This window comes from Methylobacterium sp. BI1, assembly GCF_056680125.1.
This window is the reverse complement of the sequence record NZ_CM155267.1, coordinates 4,813,511-4,836,033: the sequence shown is the minus strand read 5'-3', so window position 1 is coordinate 4,836,033 and position 22,523 is coordinate 4,813,511. Positions and strand designations below refer to the sequence as shown.

Below are 22,523 nucleotides of genomic sequence, written 5' to 3'. Positions count from 1 at the left end.
GTCCGTGCTACTGCGCCGCCTCGGCATGCCAGACAGGACCTACCATGCGCCGTCCCCTCTATGCCCTCACCGGAGCCTTGATCCTCGCCATGACTGCATCCGCATCCGCCGAGACCATCACCACCCCCTCGGGCCTCCAGTACCGTGACGAGGTCGTGGGCACCGGCCCCGAGCCGAAGGCCGGCCAGAAGGTCAGCGTCCACTACACGGGCTGGCTCGACGACGGGGGCAAGCCGGGCAAGAAGTTCGATTCCTCGCGGGATCGCGGCACGCCCTTCAGCTTCACCCTCGGCGCCGGGCAGGTCATCGCCGGGTGGGATACGGGCGTCGCCACGATGAAGGTCGGCGGCAAGCGCACCCTGATCATTCCGCCGGACCAGGGCTACGGCCCGCGCGGCGCCGGCGGCGTGATCCCGCCCAACGCGACCCTGATCTTCGACGTCGAGCTCCTCGGCGCCCGCTAGTATACCACGCCGGTCGCGTCGAGGTCGCGCGACCGGCGGCCCCGTTCCGCCTCAGGCGGCGGTACCGGGTCGGGATTCCGGCGGCACCTCGGCCGCGACCGGCCGGTATACCAGCCCGACCTCGCCGGACAGGCGCGCGACGAACGTGATGCCGGCGGCTTCCAGGGCGTTCCGGATGGCGGCCCGCGTCCGCGGTCGCAGCACGGCACCGCCGCTCTCCTCGAATCGCTTGATGCTGGAGCCCGAGACCTCCGCGGCCGCCGCGAGGTCCGGGATCGACCAGTTGAGCATCGCCCGGGCGCTCCGGATCAGCGGCCCGGAAATGTCGACCAGGGCCGGGTCCCGGGGCTGGGTCATCACGCTGGCCGTACTGGTCATGTCGATGACGAGGCCGATCCATTCCCGGACCGAGCGGTCGGGGTTGAGCACCGGGACGGCCCGGCTGCTGACCCAGCGGTAATGCCCGTCGGCGCGGCGCAGGCGGTAATTGGCCTCGTAGGGTTCGTGCCGGCGGAAGGCCGTGGCCCAGGCGCTGGCCGCGCGCTCCCGGTCCTCGGGATGGATCGCCGAGGCCCAGCCGCCGGCATGCCACTCCTCGGGGGTCTGACCCGTGAGGGCGCACCAGCTCGGCGACGGCTGGTGGACCCCGTCCGGGCTCATCAGCCAGACCACGGCCGCGATCGCCTGCACCAGGCCTTCGTAGCGCGCCTGGTTGCGCAGGACCGATTGCGTGGTCTCGTGCCGGCTGGTGACGTCCAGGATCAGGCCGTCGGCCCGCACCGGGCGGGCATCCGCCCCGAGCACCACGTTCCCCTTGAACTCGACCCAGCGCACGGTCCGATCCGGACGGACGATCCGGAAGCCGCGATCGACCGGGATGCCGGTCCGCAGCGCGGCCGCGACCTCCTCGAAGATCAGGCCGTCCTCGGGATGGACGAGGGCGCGCAGGGCCTCCATCCGGGTGGTCTGCTGGGAAAGGCCCGTGAGGCGCCCGGCGCCGTCCGAGAGCGAGAGGACGCCGGACCGGAGGTCGATGGACCAGAGCCCGATCTGGGCCAATTCCTCGACCAGCCGCAGAATCTGCGCCAGCGAGGCGGGAACGGACGGACGCGGTTCCTCCTTCGGCACAGAAATTCCGGAACGGATCACATTCGCGGAAAACAAGGAATCATCTCTCATGACTACGTAAGTGCAGGCACGCATTGCCTGCCCCATGCCGGATTATGAGAGACCATTGTTCTAAGTCCAGTCAAAAGCCCGGGCGCTACATTAAAATCCATTCACAATAGCTCTGATATGCTTCCAGTCCTACGATGTGCTGCTGCGCCGGGAGGACGGGCCCGGGGCGAAGCGCGGCTCCGAAGCGACGCGCCGCGTGCGAGCCAAAGTCCCGCGCCTCCGGCGATCGGCCTTCTGTCTCAACGCGATAGGCGGGAGGGGCGCCCGTCGGACCCGTCCCGGATCCGCGTCCGCACGGGCGTGGAACCGGCGCCGGACCCGGTCATCGCAGGACCCGGTCTCCGCCCTCGATCGTCCTCGGAGACCCGGTTGCCATTCCGGCGCGGGGGCGAATCGCCCCGGAGACCGGCGGTGCGCGGGGCGGCGAAGCGGGCTCCTGATGGAGATGGCACGCCTTCTCTCCTCGCAGGGTCGCGGGCGTTTCGCGGGCCCCGACCGTCACGGACAGACGGTCGATGTCATTGCCCGAAACGATCCGTCTCTCAAGACTGAAAATCGCCGATAAAACCGTGAGTTGTCTTCAAGAATCCGTGATATTCGATGAATAGAGGGCCGGAATGGTGCGTATAGATAGGATGAAGCGCTGATCGCCATACGATCGTCCCATCGTTTCGCGGGATATCCGGCCCGATTGAGCCGGCTGACCGACCCTCGCCGCGCCCAGGGCGCCGTCGCCCCCCGCGCCGCGCGCCGCCTGGAAAGCCTGACATCGACCGCCGGTCGTAGCCGCTCGTGCCCGATCGGGGCGTCCGGCCCTGGAAAGACGGGAGGCCCGATGCTCAAGTGAGGGCGCGGCGGCCATCGCGAGCGAATCGCGGGCCGGCAGAGAGATCGGCGACCCAGCGATGCGCTCCAGCCACCGTCCGTCCGCCCCCCACCCCCTGACGGGCCGTCCCCTCCCGATCGCCGCCGCGCGCCGCCCGGATCGGGACTCCTCGAGTTCGCTCGTCCCGGTTTCGATCGCGCCGGGTCCGATCGCACCGATGCCCGCCGCAAGGACACGCTGACCATGGCACTGGAACGGAACGCCGCCCTGTCCAGCCCCGAGGCCCGGGGCGCCCGCACCGATCTTCTCGGCGCCGCCGCCGACCGGGTGGTGGCGCAGGGAGGCCCTGGCGGCTTCGTCACCGACCTGTTCGGACGGGTGCCGCCCGAAGACCTCGCGCCCTACACGCCGCAGGATCTCGCCGACCTCGCCCTGGCGGCGCGGGAGCACCTGGCCCAGCCCCGGCACCCGGGCGCGCCCGCCAACCTCTCCGTCAGCGACCGCGCCGTCCAGCGCGACGGCCGCAGCCGCGACCTGACCATCGTCGAGGTCGTGAACGACAACCGTCCATTCCTACTCGATTCCGCCCTGGCCGAGCTGACGGAGCAGGGGCTGGCCCCGCACCTCGTCGCCCACCCGATCCTCGGGGTCGAGCGCGACGGCAGCGGCGCCCTGGTCCGGGTGGTCGGGGAGACCACCGCCGACACGCAGGCGGGCTTCGCGCGGGAGAGCTTCATCCACATCCATCTCGACCGGCTCGATGCCGGGGAGGCCCGCACCCGCCTCGTCGAGGGGCTCGCCCGCGTGTTCCGCGACGTCGCCCTGGCCACCGACGACCAGGACGCCATGGCGACCCGCCTCGCCGGCCTCGCGGAGGCCTACGCCCACGCCCCGCCACCCCTGCCGCAGGGGGAGGTGGCGGAGGCGCGGGCCTTCCTCGCTTGGCTCGGCGCGGGGCACTTCACCCTGCTGGGCCTGCGCGAGCACAGCCTGTCCGGGTCCGAGCATGCCCTGGTGGAGGGCTCGGGCCTGGGGCTCCTGCGCGATCCGGCGGTGGCGGTGCTCCGGCGCGGCGGCGCCCTGGTGGACATGACGCCCGAGATCCGGGCCTTCCTCGAGGGCCCGCAGGCGCTCATCATCACCAAGGCCAGCGTGAAGTCCCGGGTCCACCGGGCGGCCCATCTCGACTACATCGCCTGCAAGCTGTTCGGCGCCGACGGCAGCCTGACCGGCGAGGTCGGGATCGTCGGCCTGTTCAACGCCAGCGCCTACACCCTGCCGACGCGGGAGATCCCCTACCTGCGGGAGAAGGTGGCGCAGGTTGCGATGCGCGCGGGCCTCGATCCCACGAGCCATGCGGGGCGCGGCCTCCTCGACGTGCTGGAGACCTACCCGCGCGACGACCTGTTCCAGATCGACGCCGACCGGCTCTACCGCTTCGCCCTCGCCATCGCCCACCTCGCGGACCGGCCGCGCCTGCGGGTGCTGTCGCGGCCCGACCGCTTCGGCCGCTTCGTCTCGCTCCTCGTCTACGTGCCGAAGGACCGCTACGATTCCACCGTGCGGGCACGGATCGGCGCCTACCTCGCCGGTGCGTACGGCGGCCGGGTCTCGGCCGCCTACCCGTACTTCCCCGAAGGGCCGCTCGCCCGCACCCACTTCATCATCGGCCTGCCGGAATCCGGCGCGCCCGAGCGCGACCCGGCGGCCCTGGAAGCCGGCATCGCCGCCCTGGTCCGCACCTGGGGCGACGAATTGCGGGCGGCGCTGGCCGAGACCCGGGACGGCCCGGAGGCGCGGATCCTGGCGGCCCGCTACGGCGAGGCCTTCTCGGCGGCCTATCGCGAAAGCTTCGCGCCCGCCGTCGCCATCGCCGACATCACGACCCTGGAGCGCCTCAGCCCGGAGCGCCCCCGGGCGGCCGATATCGGCCGGCGCGCCACCGACCCGGACGCGCAGATCCGCCTGAAGGTGTTTTCGCGGGGCGCCTCGCTCTCCCTGTCCGAGCGGGTGCCGGTGCTGGAGAATCTCGGCTTCCGGGTCATCAACGAGCGGACCTACCGCATCCTGCCCCCCGGCGCCGACGAGGCCGCCCGGGTCTGGCTGCACGACATGCTGCTGGAGCGCGCCACGGGGGCGGCCATCGACCTCGGCCGCCTCGAGACCCTGCTGGAGGAGGCGTTGCTGGCGCTGGGCACGGGGCTGGCCGAATCCGACGGCTACAACCGTCTCGTGCTGGAGGCCGAGCTGCCCTGGCGCGAGGTCGCGCTGCTGCGCGCGCTGGGCCGCTACCTGCGCCAGCTCCGCATCCGCTACGGCCAGGGCTACCTCGCCGCCACCCTGAGCGCCCATCCGGGCGTCGCCCGCGCTCTCGTCGCCCTGTTCCGGGCCCGGTTCGACCCGGCCGCCGAGGGCGACCGCGACGCGGCCCAGGCCGGGATCCGCGCCGGGATCGAGGCGGACCTCGCCGCCGTGACCAGCCTCGACGAGGACCGCATCCTGCGCCGCTTCGTCAACCTGATCGAGGCCGCCCTGCGGACCAACTTCTTCCAGGTCGCCCCGGGGGGCGGCCGCCGGGAGGCCATCGCCGTCAAGTTCGCCTGCGCCAAGGTCAGCGGCATGCCGCTGCCGCGCCCGTTCTTCGAGATCTTCGTCTATGCCCCCCGGGTGGAGGGCGTGCACCTGCGCTTCGGCTACGTCGCCCGCGGCGGCCTGCGCTGGTCCGACCGGCCGGAGGATTTCCGCACCGAGGTGCTCGGCCTGGTGAAGGCCCAGCAGGTGAAGAACGCCGTGATCGTGCCGGTGGGCGCCAAGGGCGGCTTCTTTCCCAAGCGCCTGCCCCCGGCCTCGGACCGGCAGGCCTGGATGGCCGAGGGCACCGAGAGCTACCGGATCTTCATCCGGACCCTGCTCGAACTCACCGACAACATCGTCGGCGACGCCATCGTGCCGCCGGCCGACACGGTGCGGCACGATCCCGACGACGCCTACCTGGTGGTGGCGGCCGACAAGGGCACCGCCACCTTCTCGGACATCGCCAACGCCCTCTCGGCGGAGCGCGGCCACTGGCTCGGCGACGCCTTCGCCTCGGGCGGCAGCCAGGGCTACGACCACAAGGGCATGGGCATCACCGCCCGCGGCGCCTGGGAGGCGGTGAAGCGCCACTTCCTCGAGATGGACATCGACACCCAGAGCGACCCGATCACGGTGGCGGGCGTGGGCGACATGTCCGGCGACGTCTTCGGCAACGGCATGCTGCTGTCGCGCTCCCTGCGCCTCGTGGCGGCCTTCGACCACCGCGACATCTTCCTCGACCCGAACCCCGACGCGGCCGCGAGCTTCGCCGAGCGCCGGCGCCTGTTCGATCTCGGCCGCTCCTCCTGGCGCGACTACGATGCCGGCCTGATCTCGCCGGGCGGCGGCGTCTACGCCCGCAGCCTGAAGACCATCCCGCTCTCTCCCGAGATCCAGGCGGCGCTCGGCCTCGCGCAGGACGCGGCGACCCCGGCGGAGCTGATGCAGGCGATCCTGAAGGCGCCGGTGGACCTGCTCTGGTTCGGCGGCATCGGCACCTATATCCGCGCCACCGCCGAATCCGACGAGGAGGCCGGCGACCGGGCCAACGACGCGGTGCGCATCACCGGGGCGATGGTCCGGGCCAGGGTCATCGGCGAGGGCGCCAATCTCGGGGCGACCCAGCGCGGGCGCATCGAGGCGGCCCGCAACGGGGTCCGCCTGAACACCGACGCCATCGACAATTCCGCCGGGGTGAACACCTCGGACGTCGAGGTGAACATCAAGATCGCGCTGATGATCCCGGAGCGCGACGGCCGCCTCGACGGGCCGGCCCGCAACGCCCTCCTGGTGGCGATGACCGACGAGGTCGCCGCCCTGGTGCTGCGCAACAACCAGCTCCAGACCCTGGCGCTCTCCCTGGCCCAGCACCGGGGCCTGCCCGAGACGGGCTTCGCCATGCGGACGATGCAGGCCCTGGAGGCGGAGGGGCGCCTGGACCGCACCGTGGAGCTGCTGCCCGACGACGCCGCCATCGCCGAGCGGATGCGCAAGGGGGAGGGGCTGACCCGGCCGGAATACGCGGTGCTCCTCGCCTACGCCAAGCTCGCCCTCTACGACGCCCTCCTGGCGAGCCCGGCCCCGAATGATCCGTATTTCGACCGGGAGCTGCAGCGCTACTTCCCCGCCGCCCTGCGCCAGCAATTCCCCGACGCGGTGAACGGCCACCGCCTGCGCCGGGAGATCATCAGCACGGCGCTCTCCAACATTATCGTCAACCGCGGCGGGCCCTCCCTGGTCACCCGCCTCGTGGAGGAGACCGGCGCCGATGCGAGCGCCATCGCCAAGGCCTACGCCATCACCCGCGACGCCTACGGCCTGATGGAGCTGAACCTCGCCATCGACGGGCTCGCCGGGTCCATCGGCGGCCAGGCGCAGATCGCCCTCTACGCCGAGGTGCAGGACCTGCTCGTGGGCCGGATCGTCTGGTTCCTGCGCAACCTCGACCTCTCGGGCAGCGTCGCGCCCCTCGTCGCCCGCTACCGCGAGGGCATCAGCGCCCTGCAGGCGGCCCTGCCGGAGGTCATGGGGGAGGCGGTGAACGGGCAGCGCGCGGCGCGCGAGGCCGAACTCGTCGGCCTCGGCATGGCGGAGTCGCCGGCCCGACGCCTCGCGGCGCTCACCGCCCTGACCTCGGCCCCCGACATCGTCCGGATCGCCGAGACCGGCGGCGGCGCGATCCCGGACATCGCCGCGACCCACTTCGCCCTCGACCGGGCGCTCCCGCTCTCCGAGCTCGCGGCGGCCGCCCGGGCGGTCGCCACCGGCGACACCTACGACCGCATCGCCCTGGAGCGGGCGGTCGCCGGCATCGCCACGGCGCACCGGCAGCTCACCGCCGACATCATCGGCACGGTGGGCGCCGGCCCCGAGGCGGTGACGGCCTGGAGCCGGAGCCGCGGCGCGGCCCTCGACCATGCCCGCGCCACCCTGGAGGCGATCACGGCCTCGGGGCTCACGGTCTCGAAGGCGACGGTGGCGGCGAGCCTGCTGGCGGACCTGGCGCGGCCCAAGGGGATGCCGGCCCAGGGGTAAGGGCCGGCCCGGGGCGGGGGGCCTTAGCGGGCGAGGACCCGGGCGGCGTCCTTGGTGGTCTCCACCGCGCGGGAGACCTGTCCGATCGATTGGCCGATCGCCTGGATGTTGCGCGAGATCGCCGCGACCGCGCTCGCGGCGTGCTGCATGTTGCCCGACATGTCCTGGGTGACGACGCTCTGCTCCTCCACCGCCGCCGCGGTGCTGATGGCGTATTCGCGCATCTGCGCCACCGAGGTCTGGATGGTGTGGAGGGACTCGCCAACCTGCTGGGAGACCGCCTGCACGTTGTCGATCTCGCCGGTGATCTGCTCGGTGGCCCGCGCCGCCTGGTTGGCGAGGTTCTTCACCTCCTGGGCCACCACCGCGAAGCCGCGGCCCGCCTCGCCGGCCCGGGCCGATTCGATCGTCGCGTTGAGCGCCAGCAGGTTGATCTGGCCGGCGATGGTCTGGATCAGGCCGACGATGCCGCTCATGGCGCCGGCGGCCTGGGTCAGCTTCCGGGTCGCCTCCGCGGCGGCGACCACCTGGCCCTGCGCCGCCTCGGTGGCGACCCGCGAATGGGCCATGCTCTGGGAGATCTCGGCGACGGAGGCGGCGAGCTCCTCGGAGGCCGCCGCCATGGTCTGGACGTTGCTGGAGGTGGTGCTGGCCGCGGCGTCCGCCTCCTGCGTCTGGGTGTTGGAGAGGAGCACCGCGCCGTCGATCTCGCCGAAGTTCTGGGCGATCAGCTGCCGCAGGTTGTTGAGGAGCGTCACCTGCGCGGTGATGTCCGTGGCGAACTTGACGACCTTGTAGGGTCGCCCGCCGGCATCGAGGATCGGGTTGTAGGAGGCCTCGATCCAGACCTCGCGCCCGCCCTTGGCCAGGCGCTTGTACTGGGCGGCCTGGTAGGTGCCCTGGCGCAGCCGGGCCCAGAATTCGGCATAGGCCGCGCTGTCGCGCTCCTCGGGCGCCACGAACATCCGGTGATGCCGGCCGACGATCTCCGGCAGGGTGTAGCCGATGGCGGAAAGGAAGTTCGCGTTGGCGTCGAGGACGGTGCCGTCGAGGGAGAAGGAGATCACCGCCTGGGCCTTGTGCAGGGCGGCGAGCTGCCCCTCCACGTCGGCGTCATGCATCTTCTGCTGCGTGATGTCGGTGGCGAACTTCACCACCTTGTAGGGTTTGCCGGAGGCGTCGAGGATCGGGTTGTAGGAGGCTTCGATCCAGACCTCGCTGCCGCCCTTGGCGATGCGCTTGTACTGGGCGGCCTCGTACGCGCCCCGGCGCAGCTTGGTCCAGAACTCGGCGTAGGCGGCGCTGTCGCGCTGGGCCGGCTCGACGAAGAGGCTGTGATGCTGCCCGCGGATCTCCGCCAGGGTGTAGCCGACGACGGCGAGGAAGTTCGCGTTGGCGGTGATCACCGTCCCGTCGAGGTCGAACTCGATGATGCCCTGCGACTTGTCGAGGGCGGCCAGTTTCGCGGCCGTCTCGATGGACGCCTTGTTCTTCAGACCCAGCATCGTTCGCCCCAAAGTCGGAACCCCGGAAGGGTTCTGGCCGCAGCTCAAGGTCATCCCCCCGGATGATGCCCCACGCCGCCCAGTGAAACTCGGTTACAAACCTTAAGGATCGGAAAATTCGCACGATCCGAGGGACGAATGGGCAACCATTCGTCCCTCGCGCAACATCGGCTTCGAGGGGAAAAGCTCCGGATCGGGCGCCGTATCTTCGCGGATGCCAGTCTTCGCCTCGTCGGACGGATGCGACCACTTCGGAATCCTTCTCGCTGGAATGCCTGCCACGCCGGAAGGGCGGTGCCCGTCCCGAAGGCGACAGCACCTGCGGTTTGTTCCCCCGGCGCCGCGATAATGCGCCCCGGCCGCGGCGAGGCGTGTTGGAACTCGCGGGCGGTTGGTGTATGAGCCTGCCCCAAGTGCAGTTTCTGCGCCGATTCGAGGCCGTCTGACGGACGTCCCGCCCGGGGGAAATCCCGGGTCCGGGACGTTTTGCAGTTCGCGTCGCGGGGCTCCGGGCGGGTCTCAGGGTCGGTGCCGCCCAACAAACATCGTTTCAGAGGATTGAAACCGTTGCAGGTACTCGTTCGCGACAACAACGTCGACCAAGCCCTCCGCGTCCTGAAGAAGAAGATGCAGCGCGAGGGCATCTTCCGCGAGATGAAGCAGCGCAAGGCCTACGAGAAGCCTTCCGTCCGCAAGGCTCGTGAGAAGGCCGAGGCCGTGCGCCGCGCCCGCAAGCAGGCCCGCAAGACCGCGATCCGCGAGGGCCTGATCGCCGCGCCGAAGCCGAAGCCCCGTTTCGGCGCCGGTGCGCCGCGTCGTCCGGGCGGTTCGCCGTTCGCGCCGACCGCTCCGACCGTGCTGCCGCCCGCCGGCAACGCCTGACGTCAGGCCTGCGCAATCGAGGCAGACGACGGCGGCGCAGCGTCGCCACCGTCGGTCTCGCTGTAAAGACGAAACAGCCCGGTCGCTCAGCGGCCGGGCTGTTTCGCGTTGGACTGGACCCCTCAGGCGGCCCGGGCCGCCGTGGTCGCGTGCTCGGCCTGGACCAGCACGTCGAGGGCACGCCAGGGCTTCTGCATGTAGACCGCCTGGGCCGGCAGGGCCGCGCCGCCGCGGGCGTCGCCGCCGGAGGTGAGGACGACGCGGACGTCCGGCCAGCGACGCTCGACGGCGCTCGCCAGGGCGATCCCGTCCATGCCGGCGCCGAGGCGGACGTCGGCGAAGAGCAGGGCGACGTTGCCGCCGGAGCGCTCGAGCACCGAGATCGCGGCCTCGGCCGTGTCGCAGGCGATGACGTCGAGGTCGCTTTCCTCCAGGACGGCAGTCGCGAGGTTGCGGACATCGGCGTCGTCCTCGACCACGAGGGCGATCGGGCAGGGGGCGTGTGAGCGATCCATGAAGTCTCCTCAGTCAGGCATCTGGCGTGGCGAACGCGTGGGAAGGACGGGCGGGACGCGATACGCGGGCACGGGGCAGCCGTCAGCGACCCGGCCTGATCCTTTTGGGGTACTGATTCTCTCGAGGTGATGCTGCGCCGCCACGGTGCAGGGGGCAAGAGTCCGAATCGATGTTCCGGCTATGCGGTTCCCGCATCAATGAACGGTTCCTTCGCCGCATTCCCGCCGGGCTCGCATGATGAGTGCCCCTCGGGCCGCCGCCCGCCGAGATCGTCCGGCGCCCGGACGGTGCGCCTCTTGCATAGCTGGCTCGGCATGAGGCTGGGACCGCGGGATCCGTTAACCACTCGTTCACCGCGGTAGCCTGAACGTTGCCGGGGTACGGATCGAAGAGGTTGCAGGAGACGGACGCCGCCCTAGGGCGGCGACCGGGTCGGTCGCGTCGTCAAGATCAGGGGGTGTTTGTCCGTCATGTGCCGCTTTCTCGCCTATTCCGGTGAGCCGGTCTTCCTGACCGACCTCGTCTGCGCACCGACGCACTCGCTGGTCCACCAGTCGCTCCACGCGGCCGAGGCGAAGACGGAAACCAACGGCGACGGTTTCGGCATCGGCTGGTACGGCGAGCGGGTCGCTCCGGGCCTGTACCGCGACGTCTGCCCGGCCTGGTCGGACGAGAACCTGGTCAACCTCTGCCAGCAGGTGCGGGCGCGGATGTTCTTCGCCCATGTGCGGGCCTCCACCGGCACCGCCACCACCCGGGCGAACTGCCACCCCTTCGCCCATGGCCGCCACCTCTTCATGCACAACGGCCAGATCGGCGGCTATCACCGCATCAAGCGGCGGATCGAGGCGCTGATCCCGGACGCCCTCTACGACGACCGCCGCGGCACCACCGATTCCGAGGCGATCTTCCTCCTCGCCCTGGCGAACGGCCTCGCCGAGGACCCCATCGGCGCCATGGCCCGGACCCTGTCCACCGTGCGCGACCTGATGCGGGCGGCCGAGGCCACCGAGCCCCTGCGCTTCACCGCCGTGGTCACCGACGGCGAGACCCTGACGGCCTATCGCTGGGCCTGCGACGGCTCGCCCCCGAGTCTCTACTACCGCCAGACCGAGACCGGCCTCGTCGTCGTCTCCGAGCCGATCGACGGCTGCCGCGACGGCTGGAAGGTCGTCCCCAAGGGCGGCACCCTCCAGGCCCGCCGCGGCGGCCCGGTCACCGTCACCGGCCCCGAGGCCGTGGCCGAGCGCATCGCCGCCTGAAGCGACCGTTGGCATCGCTCCGGTTCCAGACGATCGGGATGCGCCGGGGGCGGCTTAACCCGACGCGCGCCACCGTCCCGGCCGAACCGTGTGGCGACGCGCACCTGCGCCGGCGACCCGGCCATCCCCCGAAGTGGGTTGCGGCCCGCGCGCGAAGGGCGGACAACCCCGCTCGATTGCCATGCGGGAGCCGCCGATGACGTATCCGAACGTGACGCTGCACATCGCCGGGGCCTGGACCGACGGGTCCGGCTCGGAAACCCTGCCGGTGCTGAACCCGGCCACCGGCGAAACCCTCGGCACCCTGGCGGTGGCGACGCGCGCCGACCTGGACCGGGCGCTGGCGGCGGCCGAGCGGGGCTTCGCCGCCTGGCGAAAGGTCTCGGCCTACGAGCGCGCCAAGGTGCTGCGCCGGGCCGCCGACCTCCTGCGCGCGCGGGTGGAGGACATCGCCCGCCTCATGACCCTGGAGCAGGGCAAGCCGCTGGCCGAGGCGCGGGTGGAGATCCTGGCGGGGGCCGACGTCACCGACTGGTTCGCGGAAGAGGGGCGCCGGGCCTATGGCCGGATCATCCCGGCCCGCGCCGACGGCGTCGCTCAGATGGTGCTGCGCGAGCCCGTCGGTCCCGTGGCGGCGTTCACGCCCTGGAATTTCCCGATCAACCAGGCGGTGCGCAAGGTGGCGGCCGCCCTCTGCGCCGGCTGCTCGGTGATCCTGAAGGGCCCCGAGGACACCCCGGCGAGCTGCGCGGCGATGATCCGGGCCTTCCTCGATGCCGGCGTCCCGGGCGACGTGCTCTCCCTGGTCTACGGCGATCCGGCCGCGATCTCCGGCTACCTCATCCCGCACCCGGTGATCGCCAAGATGTCGTTCACGGGCTCGACCCCGGTGGGCAAGGAGCTCGCCGCGCTGGCAGGCCGGCACATGAAGCGGGCGACGATGGAGCTCGGCGGCCACGCGCCCGCGATCGTGTTCGGGGATGCCGATGTCGACACCGCCGTGGCGGTGCTCGGCGCCAACAAGTTCCGCAACGCCGGCCAGGTCTGCGTCGCCCCGACCCGGATGCTGGTGCACGACTCCGTGTACGACCGCTTCCGCGACGGCTTCGTGGCCTTCGCGGAGGGCCGCCGGGTCGGCGACGGGCTCGACCCCGAGACCACCATGGGTCCGCTCATCCACGCCCGGCGCCTGGAGGCGATGGAGACCCTCTGCGCCGACGCCGTGGCGCAGGGCGCCGAGCTGCGCACCGGCGGCAAGCGCATCGGCAACCGCGGCAATTTCTTCGAGCCGACGGTGCTCTGCGATGTGCCGCCCACCGCCCGGATCATGAACGAGGAGCCCTTCGGCCCGGTGGCGCTGATCCAGCGCTTCTCCGACGACGCGGACGCCTATGCCGAGGCCAACCGGCTCCCGTACGGCCTGGCCGCCTACGCCTATACCCGCTCGGCCTCCCGCGCCGTCGAGGTCGCGGCCCGGGTCCAGAGCGGCATGGTCGGCATCAACCACCACGGCCTCGCCTTCCCCGAGACGCCCTTCGGCGGCGTCAAGGATTCCGGCTACGGCAGCGAGGGCGGCTCGGAGGCCCTGGAGGCCTACCTGACCACGAAGTTCGTCAGCCAGGCGAGCGTCGCGGGGTAGGGGGCGAAAAGGCTGCCGGGATCGCGGTTCGACCCTCCCCCCTCTGCGGGGGAGGGTGCCTGCGGAGCAGGCGGGAGAGGGGTCGACCTCTCCGGAAGCGGCGCTCTCCTCTCCCGACCCGCTTCGCGGGCCACCCTCTCCCGCAGGGGGAGAGGGATCCCGCGGCGACCATCGCTTCAATAATGCGGCGGTGGCGGTTCCGGGGCACCCGAGGCCGGGCGGTTGGCGGCGGCCTCCACCTCCTCCACGAGCTTGGCCATCTGCCGGGTGAGGGCGTCGATCTGGCGCCACTGGGCCGTGATCGTGGCGTTGAGGTCGTCGATCACCACGTCCTGCTCGGTGAGGCGCATCTCCAGGGCGTCGATGCGGGCGGAGAGATCGGTCATCGCGGCATCTCGGACATCAGGGCCTCCGGCGGGTGGTCGGGCCGCTCCACCAGGGCGGGGCCCAGCGCGATGCGGCCGTCGAAGACGAAGCAGTCGCCCGCCCAGCGGTTCTCGGCCGCCGGCACCGTCTCCAGGTAGCGCAGGATGCCGCCCGCGAGGTGGCGCACGTCGGGAAAGCCCTTGGCGCGCATGTAGGCGCCGGCCTTCTCGCAGCGGATTCCGCCGGTGCAGAACATCGCCACGCGGGGATGCGCGGCCGGGTCGAGGCCGTCGACATAGGCCCGAAAGGCGCTGAACCGGGTGATCCCCGGATCGACCGCGCCGGGGAAGCTGCCCAGCGCTACCTCGAAGGCGTTGCGGGTGTCGATCAGGAGGAGACCCGGCGTGTCGAGGAGGGCGTTCCAGGCCTCAGGCGCCACGGGGGTGCCGGCGCCCGTGGCTGCGTCGGTGGCGCCGTCGTCGAAAGTGACGATCTCGCGCTTCACCCGGACCTTGAGCTGGCGGAACGGCGGCGCCTCGGCCCGCGACAGCTTGCAGTCGAGATGGGCGAGGCGACCGCCGAAGAGCGGGCCGCTGCGCAGGGCCGCCAGGAAGGCGTCGATGGCCGCGTCCGAGCCGGCCACCGTGCCGTTCACGCCCTCGGGCGCCAGCAGCAGGGTGCCGGTGATCCCGAGCTCCGTGCACAGGGCCGCGAGCGGCGCCTGCAGGGCGGCGACGTCCGGCAGGGCGACGAACTGGTAGAGGGCGGCGACGGTCTGCGGCATCGGGGGCGATCGGCGGGACAGGGCTCAGGGGACAGGGATCAGGGCGCGGCGGGATCGACCCGGCGCAGCACGAAGGTGGTGCCGACCTCCGGGTCGCGGCGCCAGCGCCCGTCCCCGGTGGCGACGAGGTTCACCACGTGGCCGCGACGGGCGTTGAGCGTGAGATGCCCGTTGGCGAAGCGCCAGGAGACCGGATCGAACACCGTCAGGCCGCCGTCGCGGCAATTGTCGAGGATGCGTACCGGCGCCGGTGCGCTGCCGGGCGTCAGCTCGATGCGGCAGACGTCCTGCTCGCGGTAGCGGTCGAGGGCGTAGGTGCCGGGGGCCGGGCCCTCGCCGGCGGGCGCGGCCTCGGGCGTCGGGGCGCTGCGTGCATCCGGGGCCGCCGAACCGGTCCCGGCATAGCCGGCCCCGGGGCTCGTCGGAACCGCGTCGGTCGGCGGCACCATCGCGACGATCTGGAGCGGCACCAGGCTGAAATGCTCGTCGCCCGCGGCGGCCACGAGGCTGCGGGCATCGACCCGGGCGCTGAATTGCAGCACCGGCCGGACGTCCTTGTCGACGAGGCGCAGGTTGCCGTCGGTGAAGAGCCAGCCGGCGACGTGGTTGAGGATCGGCAGGGCCCGGCGGCACCCGGCCGGGAAGGACAGGCGCCGCCCGGCGGGCCCGCTCGCGCCCGACAGGGTCAGGACGCAGCGCCGGGTGCTGCCGTCCCGCGACAGGTCCCAGGTGCCCGGCACCCCGGCGATGTCGCGGGGCAGGCTCTCGACGAAGGGCTGTTCGGGCGCGGCTTGCGCCGGCGCGGCGCTGGGCGCGGGCGCCTCCTGCGGCGGAGCCGTTTCCGGCGGCGTAGCCTTCTCCTGCGGGGGCGCGGTGTTCTGGGCCAGGGCCGCCGTCGCCGGCGCCAGCATCAGGGCCAGCGCGGTGGCGCAGATCGTGTCGCGGATCATGCCTGGGCCGTCCAGGGCGTCTCCGGCACCGGGGTGAGGGGGCCGCGTCCGTCGAACCAGGCGACGAGGTTGTCCACCACGAGCCGGCCCATGGCGGCGCGGGTCGCCACCGAGGCCGAGCCGACATGCGGCAGGAGCACCACGTGGTCCAGGGCCACGAGCGCGGGCGGCACGTGCGGCTCTTGGGCAAAGACATCGAGGCCGGCGCCCAGGATGGTGCCGGCCTGGAGCGCCCGGATCAGCGCCGCCTCGTCGATGAGGCTGCCGCGGGCGACGTTGACGAGGAGGCCCTGCGGTCCCAGCGCCTCCAGCACCGCCGCGTCGACGATCCCGTTGGTCTCCGGCCCGCCGGGGGCCACCACCATCAGGACGTCGGAGGCCTCGGCGAGGCCCAGCAGGGTGGGGTGGTAGGCGTAGGCCACGTCCGGCTGCGGCCGGCGGCCGTGATACGCGATGGCGACGCCGAAGCCCTCCAGGCGCCGGGCGATGGCCCGGCCGATCCGCCCGAGGCCGAGGATGCCCACCGTGCGCCCGCGCAGGGTCGGGGTCAGCGGGTAGGTCCGCTGCGGCCAGTGCCCGGCGCGAAGGTGGCGGTCGGCCTGGGGGATCTGGCGCACGGTGGCCAGCAGCAGGCCGAGGGCGAGGTCGGCGACCTCGTCGGTGAGGACGTCCGGCGTGTTGGTGACGACGACGCCCTGATCGGCCGCCGCCCGCGTGTCGATGGTGTCGTAGCCGACGCCGAAGCTCGCGATGATCTCGAGGCCCGGCAGGCGGGCCAGCAGGGCCCGGTCCACCGGCGCCTGGGCCCCCGTGGCGAGTCCGCGGATGCGCGGGCCGGTCTCGGCCAGGAAGGCTTGCGGATCGGGGACGATGTCGAGCCGGTGCAGGGTGAAGCGCTCGGCGACGGCGTCCATGACCTCGGGATGCATCGCCTTGAGCATCAGGATGTCGATGGGCGGCATGGGGGTCTCGGCGACGATCGGGATAGGGTCGAAGCCTCGGCGGCTCCGTGCCGACAGCTTTAGGCCGCGGGTCCGGACCGGTCCAGTGACCTTGCGGCGGCGCGCGAAGCCCCATGCGGGCGCCTCCGGGCTGCCATCCGCCCGGCGCAGTGAAGCCACCACTTTCGCTGCCCGCCTTGGAACACTACTAAAGGGACACGGACATCCGTTTCCCGACGAACAACCAGAACAGCCACGCCATGACCGCGCCGCGCACCCTCTACGACAAGATCTGGGACGACCACGTCGTCGATGTCGAGCCCGACGGCTCCACGCTCCTCTACATCGACCGCCACCTCGTCCACGAAGTCACCAGCCCCCAGGCCTTCGAGGGCCTGCGCGTGGCCGGGCGCCGGGTGCGCCACCCCGAGAAGACCCTCGCGGTGGTCGATCACAACGTGCAGACCTCCGACCGCCGCTTCGGCATCGAGGACCCGGAGAGCCGCATCCAGCTCGAGGCGCTGGCCGAGAACGTGCGCGACTTCGGCATCGAGTTCTACGACGCCCTCGACCGGCGCCAGGGCATCGTCCACGTGATCGGACCGGAGCAGGGCTTCACCCTGCCGGGCCAGACCATCGTCTGCGGCGACAGCCACACCTCGACCCACGGCGCCTTCGGGGCGCTGGCCCACGGCATCGGCACCTCGGAGGTGGAGCACGTGCTCGCCACCCAGACGCTGCTGCAGAAGAAGGCCAAGAACATGCGCGTCAGCGTCGACGGCACCCTGCCGCCGGGCGTGACGGCCAAGGACATCATCCTGGCGATCATCGGCGAGATCGGCACCGCCGGCGGCACCGGCTACGTCATCGAGTATGCCGGCTCGGCGATCCGCGCCCTCTCGATGGAGGGCCGGATGACGATCTGCAACATGTCGATCGAGGGCGGCGCCCGCGCGGGCCTGGTGGCGCCGGACGCCACCACCTACGCCTATGTCGAGGGCCGGCCGAAGGCACCCCAGGGCGAGGCCTTCGCCCGCGCCAGGGCCTACTGGGAGAGCCTCGTCACCGACGAGGGCGCCCATTTCGACCGCGAGGTCCGCCTGGACGCCGCCAACCTGCCGCCCATCGTCAGCTGGGGCACCAGCCCCGAGGACGTGGTCTCGATCTCCGGCGCCGTGCCCGACCCGTCGCGGATCGCGGACGAGAACAAGCGCCAGTCGAAGGAGAAGGCCCTGAGCTACATGGGCCTGACCCCCGGCACCAAGATCACCGACATCACCCTCGACCGCGTCTTCATCGGCTCCTGCACCAACGGGCGCATCGAGGACCTGCGGGCGGTGGCCCAGATGGTCGAGGGCCGGAAGGTCCACGCCAACGTCTCCGCCATGGTGGTGCCGGGCTCCGGCCTGGTGAAGCAGCAGGCCGAGGCCGAGGGGCTCGACCGGATCCTCAAGGCGGCCGGCTTCGACTGGCGCGAGCCGGGCTGCTCCATGTGCCTCGGCATGAACGCCGACCGCCTCAGCCCGAACGAGCGCTGCGCCTCGACCTCGAACCGCAACTTCGAGGGCCGCCAGGGCCATCGCGGTCGCACCCACCTCGTCTCCCCCGCCATGGCGGCGGCGGCGGCCGTGGCCGGCCGCTTCGTCGACATCCGCGAGTGGCGCCGCGAGGCCTGAGCCACAATCGACGGGCCGGCCGAAAAATCCGCTGCGATCCGGATTGACGGCCGGCCCCACCCCGCCTAAACGAAACCCCGTCGGCGCCGCAAAGCGGCCCCGGCGAGCCCAGGTGGCGGAATTGGTAGACGCGCTGGTTTCAGGTACCAGTCTTGCAAGAGGTGAAGGTTCGAGTCCTTTCCTGGGCACCAATTTTCTGAGAAGCGTCTACCCCTCAGAAACATAAGCCGGATCAGGTAGTTGAGACAGGCAGGCCGTGCCACAACGGTGTGCCACATGCTCCTCAGGCTCCCTCGTCCGGCGAAGCGGTCAGACTCCTCCGTCCAGCAGTTCAAGCAACGCATTCCCGCTGACGTTCGGCCCGTCGCTGTCGGCCGCGTCCTCTCTGTGCGTTTGGGTTCTGATACCAGCCACATCACCATCACGCCGGGCATGGCGATGGTCCGCTTCTCGCTCAAGACCCGCGATCCCAGCGAGGCGAAAGTTCGGCACGGGCAGGCTGCCTCTGCCACCGAACAACTCTACGCCACCCTTCGCAACTCCCGTCCGGTCACGCTCAGTCACAAACAGGCCACAGTGCTGGCCCGAGACCTCTACCGGGCATGGGCGGACGGCGGCAGGGACTGCACTATCGCCGTAACCCATGCGCCTGCCGGCTGGGTCCGCGACCGAAGCATGCGTTGGCCGAGCCGGTGTCGAGGATTTTGATGAGTTTCCTAAGAAATCCTGCCGGGATTGCGTGACAGCCAATTTAATATCTCCGACCAGTCTCAAGGGACCTGAAAATACGGATTCATAAAAATTTTAGATCAACTTTGAATTATAGAAATTCATATATCAATTTTTGTAAGTATTATGTCTTCGAGATATGATGACAAGTGAGGAATGAGATTTAATTTATGGGTTTTGCTTGGCGAGAACCAGCTTGCTTCAATGATTTCGCGGTTGTCAATTTTTATATATGGCCTTGATTTCGGGTGCCATTCGAACAAGCTTACTCTGTCTTTGCGATACCGAAAGTTATACTCTATATCTCGAATGAATAATAGATCGGTCCGATCGATTTTAAGTTCGATTTCTTCCCTGCATTCTCTAATGGCTGCTTCAATCGAGCTTTCAGATGCTTCGATTGCCCCTCCTGGCGCCGACCAACACGGCTGGTAGGAGTTGCGCACTAACAAAACTTGACCTTGAAACCAAATCATCACGAGGACTCCATGATGATTTGGTCGACGGATAAACCACCAAATGCGCAGATTCAGAAAAACAAAACTTAGTGCGATTTGATAGCATCGATCCAGAAGGGTCATTAACAATTGGACTCTCATGTCTACATTATGTTTTTATAAATATTAAGACTTTGCAATTTGGCAGAACCAGCCTAGCTGTAATCAGCATGCAAAGGGGAGCAACCCACTTTGTGCGGGATCGCGCACTTCGCACGCCGATCTGCGTCTGATTCGCCTTCTGGATCATGTCCTCGGGCATGCAGATCCAGATCAACGTTCAGTTTGAAGCGGTCTCGGTTTCATCAAAACTATCGATCGTTGGGTCGGATATTTATTCCTGCGCCACGTCGAGGGTTTTGACGACCTGTGGCGCGCAGGCTTCCATGAGTTCGATGCCGAGTGCCGTGAGATGGCAAAACGATAGTTGGCCCTGGAACCGGTCGTCGTTGAGATCGAAGGACAACGGCACCCGAACGAGTTTCATCAGACCGAGACTCTCGCAGATCGCGATGTCCCGTTCGATGACGTCGAAGTCCGGAATGCGCAAGTCATACCGTTCCGTCTGGTAGCTGAACACGGAGCTGGCGAGAAACAGGGCGCCCGGACGCTCGAACGAAAAAACGAAGGCTTCGATCATGCTTTCGGGACTCGCATCATCGTCGCAGAGAACACTGTCGATGATCGCCTCAATCTGGATCGATCCAAGCTCGACGGCAGACTCCCGAAGCACCTGTCGGGGATCCTTGAACATTTCGAAACCGTTCAGGGTGGCGCGCTCAAGCAATGCCACCTGTTGGTTCTCTAGTTCAGAGATGATCTGTACGAGCCTCGGGGGAAGACCTCCGGGCGATGCCGCTCTGGCGAGGAGACTCGCCCATCGCTGGACCATCTCACCCTCCGGCACCTCGAGCGAGGCTTTCTCGATAAGGGGCACCAAGACCTTGGGCGCGACCGGCTGAATCGGGATCCGGTCCGCTTCGAGTTGCCTGCGCGCCGTTTCAGCAATCGTGATGGCCACATCTGCTTGATGTAGCCTGATCTGATCCCACCGGAGGCCGTGCGCTCCACTGAAGTGACGAAAGCTGTCCACAACGTAATCGACCAGGCGCCGCATTGGACTCGACGGTTTCGCAGGCTGGGGGCCCTTCGCTGCTTCGGTCTCTAAGTCACCTGCGACTGGAAGGGGGGCTTGTGTGTTGGATCGCTCATCGAGGGCCCGTGGGACTTGTTTCTAAATTGTATCTACCAATCTGCGCTCGCGCACTGAGACGGAAGTCTCTGTAATGCGATAGAACTTGCGTTGTATACAACGCAAACGATTGCCGATTTGTTACGGTCGTAGGCTGTGTCTTTCGTGCAATACAGCCATATTTACGTGTTGCTGTGCACAAAAATGAAAATATCATTTGGTAGGTTTGGTTCACAATATAAGGATGTCCGGCGTCGCGCGAGGTTGCGGCAGATGCGCCGCTTCTGGCGACGCGAAATCGCTCCCAGAAAGCACCCGATCCTCCTGACTACTCATGGTGCCGCTAGGCTGGAGCCGGACGGCCTAACTGGGGTTGGCCACCGACGGGCGCCTCGAGACGCTGATCGCCGCCCTTGAGAATGCGTTCCTGGCCTTCCAGGTCGTGCCGCGCGAGGTGCTTTAAGACAACGTGCGTACCGTCGTTGTGCAACGGAACGCCTACGGTCGCGGGCGTCACCGTTTCCAGGCCGGCTTCCTGAACTTTGCCCGCTATTCCGGCTTCCGGCCCCGGCTGTGCCAACTCAGTCGTGCCCCGATGAAGGGCAAGGTCGAGCACTTCATCCGTTCCCTGCGCGGCGGCTTCCATGTGCAACTGACCAACCGGCTGGGCCAAGAGGGGCTGGTGTTCGACGGGGGAGGTGGCCAACCTGGTGGTGGATCGCGACCTGCGCACGGTCACCAACCAGCAGGTACATGCAACGACGCGTGCGGTGCCGGCCGAGTGCCTGGAAGTGGATCAGGCGCACCTGCAGCCGGTGTCGCCACGCTAAGGTGGCCGTTCGGTCCGCCAGATCCAGGCCTGATCCATCACGTTACCAGCTTCGGCGCTCTACATGCCGAGCTTCGGCAACGTTGCCCGCGGGCGACGGCGCGCGGTGATCGATCGCCGCGGGGCGCGGAGTCGTCGCTCGACAAATCAGGAGATGGCGCCGCCATCCACGGGACAAGGCCGCGTGTCGGTGGCAACCAGGGGCCGCCATCCGGCGTGCGGCGCCTCCAGCCGGTCCTGGACCTGCTTGAGGACCGTCAGGATGAAGCCGTGGTGGAGTTCGATCCGGTAGGACGCGTCGCCCAACAGGCTCGCGGTCCTATGGACGAGGTCTAGGGCCTGTCGTCGCCTGAACGGATTGGGGTCGCTGGCGTTTTCCTCTCTCTGATGCAGGAGGGGTGATGCTGAGCGACGCGCAATGGTCTGAACTGGAGCCCCTGGTCGAGGCCTGCCGGCCCAAGGCCAAGACGCCCCCGCAGGATCTGCAGCGTACGCTCTCGGCGATCCTCTGGCGGCATCAGAACGGGGCCAAACGGCGGGCCATTCCGGAGGAGTTGGGTCCGTGGTGGCGGGCAGCGCAGATCTTCATCCGCTGGTCCCGTGCCGGCGTCTGGGAGCGGCTGCTCGGCCTCGTGCAGGACCGGGGCGTCCAACTCGGAATGGTGTTCCTCGACGGTACGAACATACGCGCGCACCAGAAGGCAGCCGGTGCCGCTCAAAGGGGGGATCTGGGGCCGAGCGAGACGCTCGTGAAGCTCTTGGCCGCTCGCGTGGCGGCTATGGCACCAAGGCGTGCGTGATCGCCGACGGGCAGGGCCGCGCCATCGCCTTCCAGCTGGCACCGGGGCAGGCCCATGAACTGCCCCATGCGGTTCCGCTCCTCGATCAGCTGCCCGGCGTGCCCAAGTGGGTCGTCGGGGACCGCGGCTACACCAGTCACGCCTTCCGCGAGCACATCTGGGACATGGGTGCGCGGCCCGCGATCCCGCCCCAACGTCACGAAGCGCCCGTCGCATGCCCGGACTGGATCTACAACAACCGCAATCAGGTCGAACGCCTCTGGGCCAGGCTCAAGGAATGGCGTGCCATCGCCACCCGATACGAGAAGACCGCCATCAGTTTCATGAACGTCCTCTGCCTCGCCGCCGCCATCGATTGGCTCAAGCGATGACACACC

19 protein-coding genes and 1 tRNA gene are annotated in these 22,523 nt (G+C 69.4%); 9 read left to right on the top strand and 11 right to left on the bottom strand.

Annotated features, from left to right (window positions below; genetic code table 11):
• The first annotated feature begins 44 nt into the window (after positions 1–44).
• On the top strand, positions 45–464 hold the full coding sequence (locus tag AC1MGR_RS22830; RefSeq protein WP_480233051.1) for an FKBP-type peptidyl-prolyl cis-trans isomerase: 420 nt from the start codon (positions 45–47) through the stop codon (positions 462–464).
• Between the two features lie 51 nt (positions 465–515).
• Here AC1MGR_RS22830 and AC1MGR_RS22825 read toward each other — a convergent pair whose 3' ends face one another.
• Positions 516–1,592 (bottom strand): PAS domain-containing protein, encoded by a 1,077-nt coding sequence (locus AC1MGR_RS22825; protein ID WP_181259609.1) that lies wholly within the window; start codon positions 1,590–1,592, stop codon positions 516–518.
• A gap of 1,120 nt (positions 1,593–2,712) precedes the next feature.
• Here AC1MGR_RS22825 and AC1MGR_RS22820 point away from each other — a divergent pair.
• Complete coding sequence (locus AC1MGR_RS22820; protein WP_480233050.1) at positions 2,713–7,578, top strand: NAD-glutamate dehydrogenase; 4,866 nt, start codon at positions 2,713–2,715, stop codon at positions 7,576–7,578.
• A gap of 23 nt (positions 7,579–7,601) precedes the next feature.
• Here AC1MGR_RS22820 and AC1MGR_RS22815 read toward each other — a convergent pair whose 3' ends face one another.
• On the bottom strand, positions 7,602–9,083 hold the full coding sequence (locus tag AC1MGR_RS22815) for a methyl-accepting chemotaxis protein (RefSeq protein ID WP_480233049.1): 1,482 nt from the start codon (positions 9,081–9,083) through the stop codon (positions 7,602–7,604).
• A gap of 567 nt (positions 9,084–9,650) precedes the next feature.
• Between AC1MGR_RS22815 and rpsU the strand changes: the two genes are divergently transcribed.
• Positions 9,651–9,965: a 30S ribosomal protein S21 gene (gene rpsU / locus AC1MGR_RS22810; protein ID WP_055957071.1), complete on the top strand. Its 315-nt coding sequence runs from the start codon at positions 9,651–9,653 to the stop codon at positions 9,963–9,965.
• A gap of 122 nt (positions 9,966–10,087) precedes the next feature.
• On the opposite strand, the gene AC1MGR_RS22805 is transcribed toward rpsU, so the two are convergent.
• Positions 10,088–10,480, bottom strand: a complete 393-nt coding sequence (locus AC1MGR_RS22805) for a response regulator (RefSeq protein ID WP_480233048.1) — start codon at positions 10,478–10,480, stop codon at positions 10,088–10,090.
• Positions 10,481–10,951: 471 nt separating this feature from the next.
• On the opposite strand from AC1MGR_RS22805, the gene AC1MGR_RS22800 reads away from it, so the two are divergent.
• Positions 10,952–11,743 (top strand): class II glutamine amidotransferase, encoded by a 792-nt coding sequence (locus AC1MGR_RS22800; protein ID WP_108035229.1) that lies wholly within the window; start codon positions 10,952–10,954, stop codon positions 11,741–11,743.
• Positions 11,744–11,939: 196 nt separating this feature from the next.
• Positions 11,940–13,382, top strand: coding sequence for an NAD-dependent succinate-semialdehyde dehydrogenase (locus tag AC1MGR_RS22795; protein ID WP_480233047.1), 1,443 nt, complete (start codon positions 11,940–11,942; stop codon positions 13,380–13,382).
• A gap of 176 nt (positions 13,383–13,558) precedes the next feature.
• Here AC1MGR_RS22795 and AC1MGR_RS22790 read toward each other — a convergent pair whose 3' ends face one another.
• Genes AC1MGR_RS22790 through AC1MGR_RS22775 form a run of 4 tightly spaced genes read right to left on the bottom strand, consistent with a single transcriptional unit; the run spans position 13,559 to position 16,444 of the window.
• Positions 13,559–13,768 carry a SlyX family protein gene (locus AC1MGR_RS22790; protein WP_108035228.1) on the bottom strand — a complete coding sequence of 70 codons (210 nt, stop codon included), beginning with the start codon at positions 13,766–13,768 and terminating at the stop codon, positions 13,559–13,561.
• A complete protein-coding gene (gene trhO / locus AC1MGR_RS22785; protein WP_480233046.1) occupies positions 13,765–14,532 on the bottom strand; it encodes an oxygen-dependent tRNA uridine(34) hydroxylase TrhO in 768 nt (255 codons plus the stop codon). The genes AC1MGR_RS22790 and trhO overlap by 4 nt, the downstream gene beginning before the upstream one ends.
• A 38-nt stretch (positions 14,533–14,570) precedes the next feature.
• Positions 14,571–15,482 carry an AprI/Inh family metalloprotease inhibitor gene (locus AC1MGR_RS22780; RefSeq protein ID WP_480233045.1) on the bottom strand — a complete coding sequence of 304 codons (912 nt, stop codon included), beginning with the start codon at positions 15,480–15,482 and terminating at the stop codon, positions 14,571–14,573.
• On the bottom strand, positions 15,479–16,444 hold the full coding sequence (locus AC1MGR_RS22775) for a 2-hydroxyacid dehydrogenase (protein ID WP_480233044.1): 966 nt from the start codon (positions 16,442–16,444) through the stop codon (positions 15,479–15,481). Before AC1MGR_RS22775 ends, AC1MGR_RS22780 begins: the two co-directional genes overlap by 4 nt.
• 239 nt (positions 16,445–16,683) lie before the next feature.
• Between AC1MGR_RS22775 and leuC the strand changes: the two genes are divergently transcribed.
• Both leuC and AC1MGR_RS22765 read left to right on the top strand, forming a co-directional pair.
• Complete coding sequence (leuC, locus tag AC1MGR_RS22770; RefSeq protein ID WP_480233043.1) at positions 16,684–18,099, top strand: 3-isopropylmalate dehydratase large subunit; 1,416 nt, start codon at positions 16,684–16,686, stop codon at positions 18,097–18,099.
• 106 nt (positions 18,100–18,205) lie between these two features.
• Positions 18,206–18,290 (top strand) — tRNA-Leu (locus AC1MGR_RS22765).
• Between the two features lie 639 nt (positions 18,291–18,929).
• On the opposite strand, the gene AC1MGR_RS22760 is transcribed toward AC1MGR_RS22765, so the two are convergent.
• From AC1MGR_RS22760 to AC1MGR_RS22750, 3 genes are all read right to left on the bottom strand, one after another.
• The gene (locus tag AC1MGR_RS22760; protein ID WP_480233042.1) at positions 18,930–19,409 is read right to left on the bottom strand and encodes an NUDIX domain-containing protein; all 480 of its coding nucleotides are present in this window, start codon (positions 19,407–19,409) and stop codon (positions 18,930–18,932) included.
• Between the two features lie 250 nt (positions 19,410–19,659).
• Complete coding sequence (locus AC1MGR_RS22755; RefSeq protein WP_480233041.1) at positions 19,660–20,442, bottom strand: Abi-alpha family protein; 783 nt, start codon at positions 20,440–20,442, stop codon at positions 19,660–19,662.
• A 418-nt stretch (positions 20,443–20,860) separates the two neighbouring features.
• The gene (locus AC1MGR_RS22750; protein WP_480233040.1) at positions 20,861–21,163 is read right to left on the bottom strand and encodes a hypothetical protein; all 303 of its coding nucleotides are present in this window, start codon (positions 21,161–21,163) and stop codon (positions 20,861–20,863) included.
• Between the two features lie 52 nt (positions 21,164–21,215).
• On the opposite strand from AC1MGR_RS22750, the gene AC1MGR_RS22745 reads away from it, so the two are divergent.
• Positions 21,216–21,347, top strand: a complete 132-nt coding sequence (locus AC1MGR_RS22745; RefSeq protein WP_480233039.1) for a hypothetical protein — start codon at positions 21,216–21,218, stop codon at positions 21,345–21,347.
• A gap of 146 nt (positions 21,348–21,493) precedes the next feature.
• Here AC1MGR_RS22745 and AC1MGR_RS22740 read toward each other — a convergent pair whose 3' ends face one another.
• Positions 21,494–21,652 (bottom strand): hypothetical protein, encoded by a 159-nt coding sequence (locus AC1MGR_RS22740; protein WP_480233038.1) that lies wholly within the window; start codon positions 21,650–21,652, stop codon positions 21,494–21,496.
• A gap of 95 nt (positions 21,653–21,747) precedes the next feature.
• On the opposite strand from AC1MGR_RS22740, the gene AC1MGR_RS22735 reads away from it, so the two are divergent.
• Positions 21,748–22,517 (top strand): IS5 family transposase gene (locus tag AC1MGR_RS22735; RefSeq protein ID WP_480233037.1). Its coding sequence is split into 2 segments (ribosomal slippage): positions 21,748–22,063 and positions 22,063–22,517, totalling 771 coding nucleotides; the frame shifts between segments, so codons are not numbered across the junction.
• Positions 22,518–22,523 lie beyond the last annotated feature (6 nt).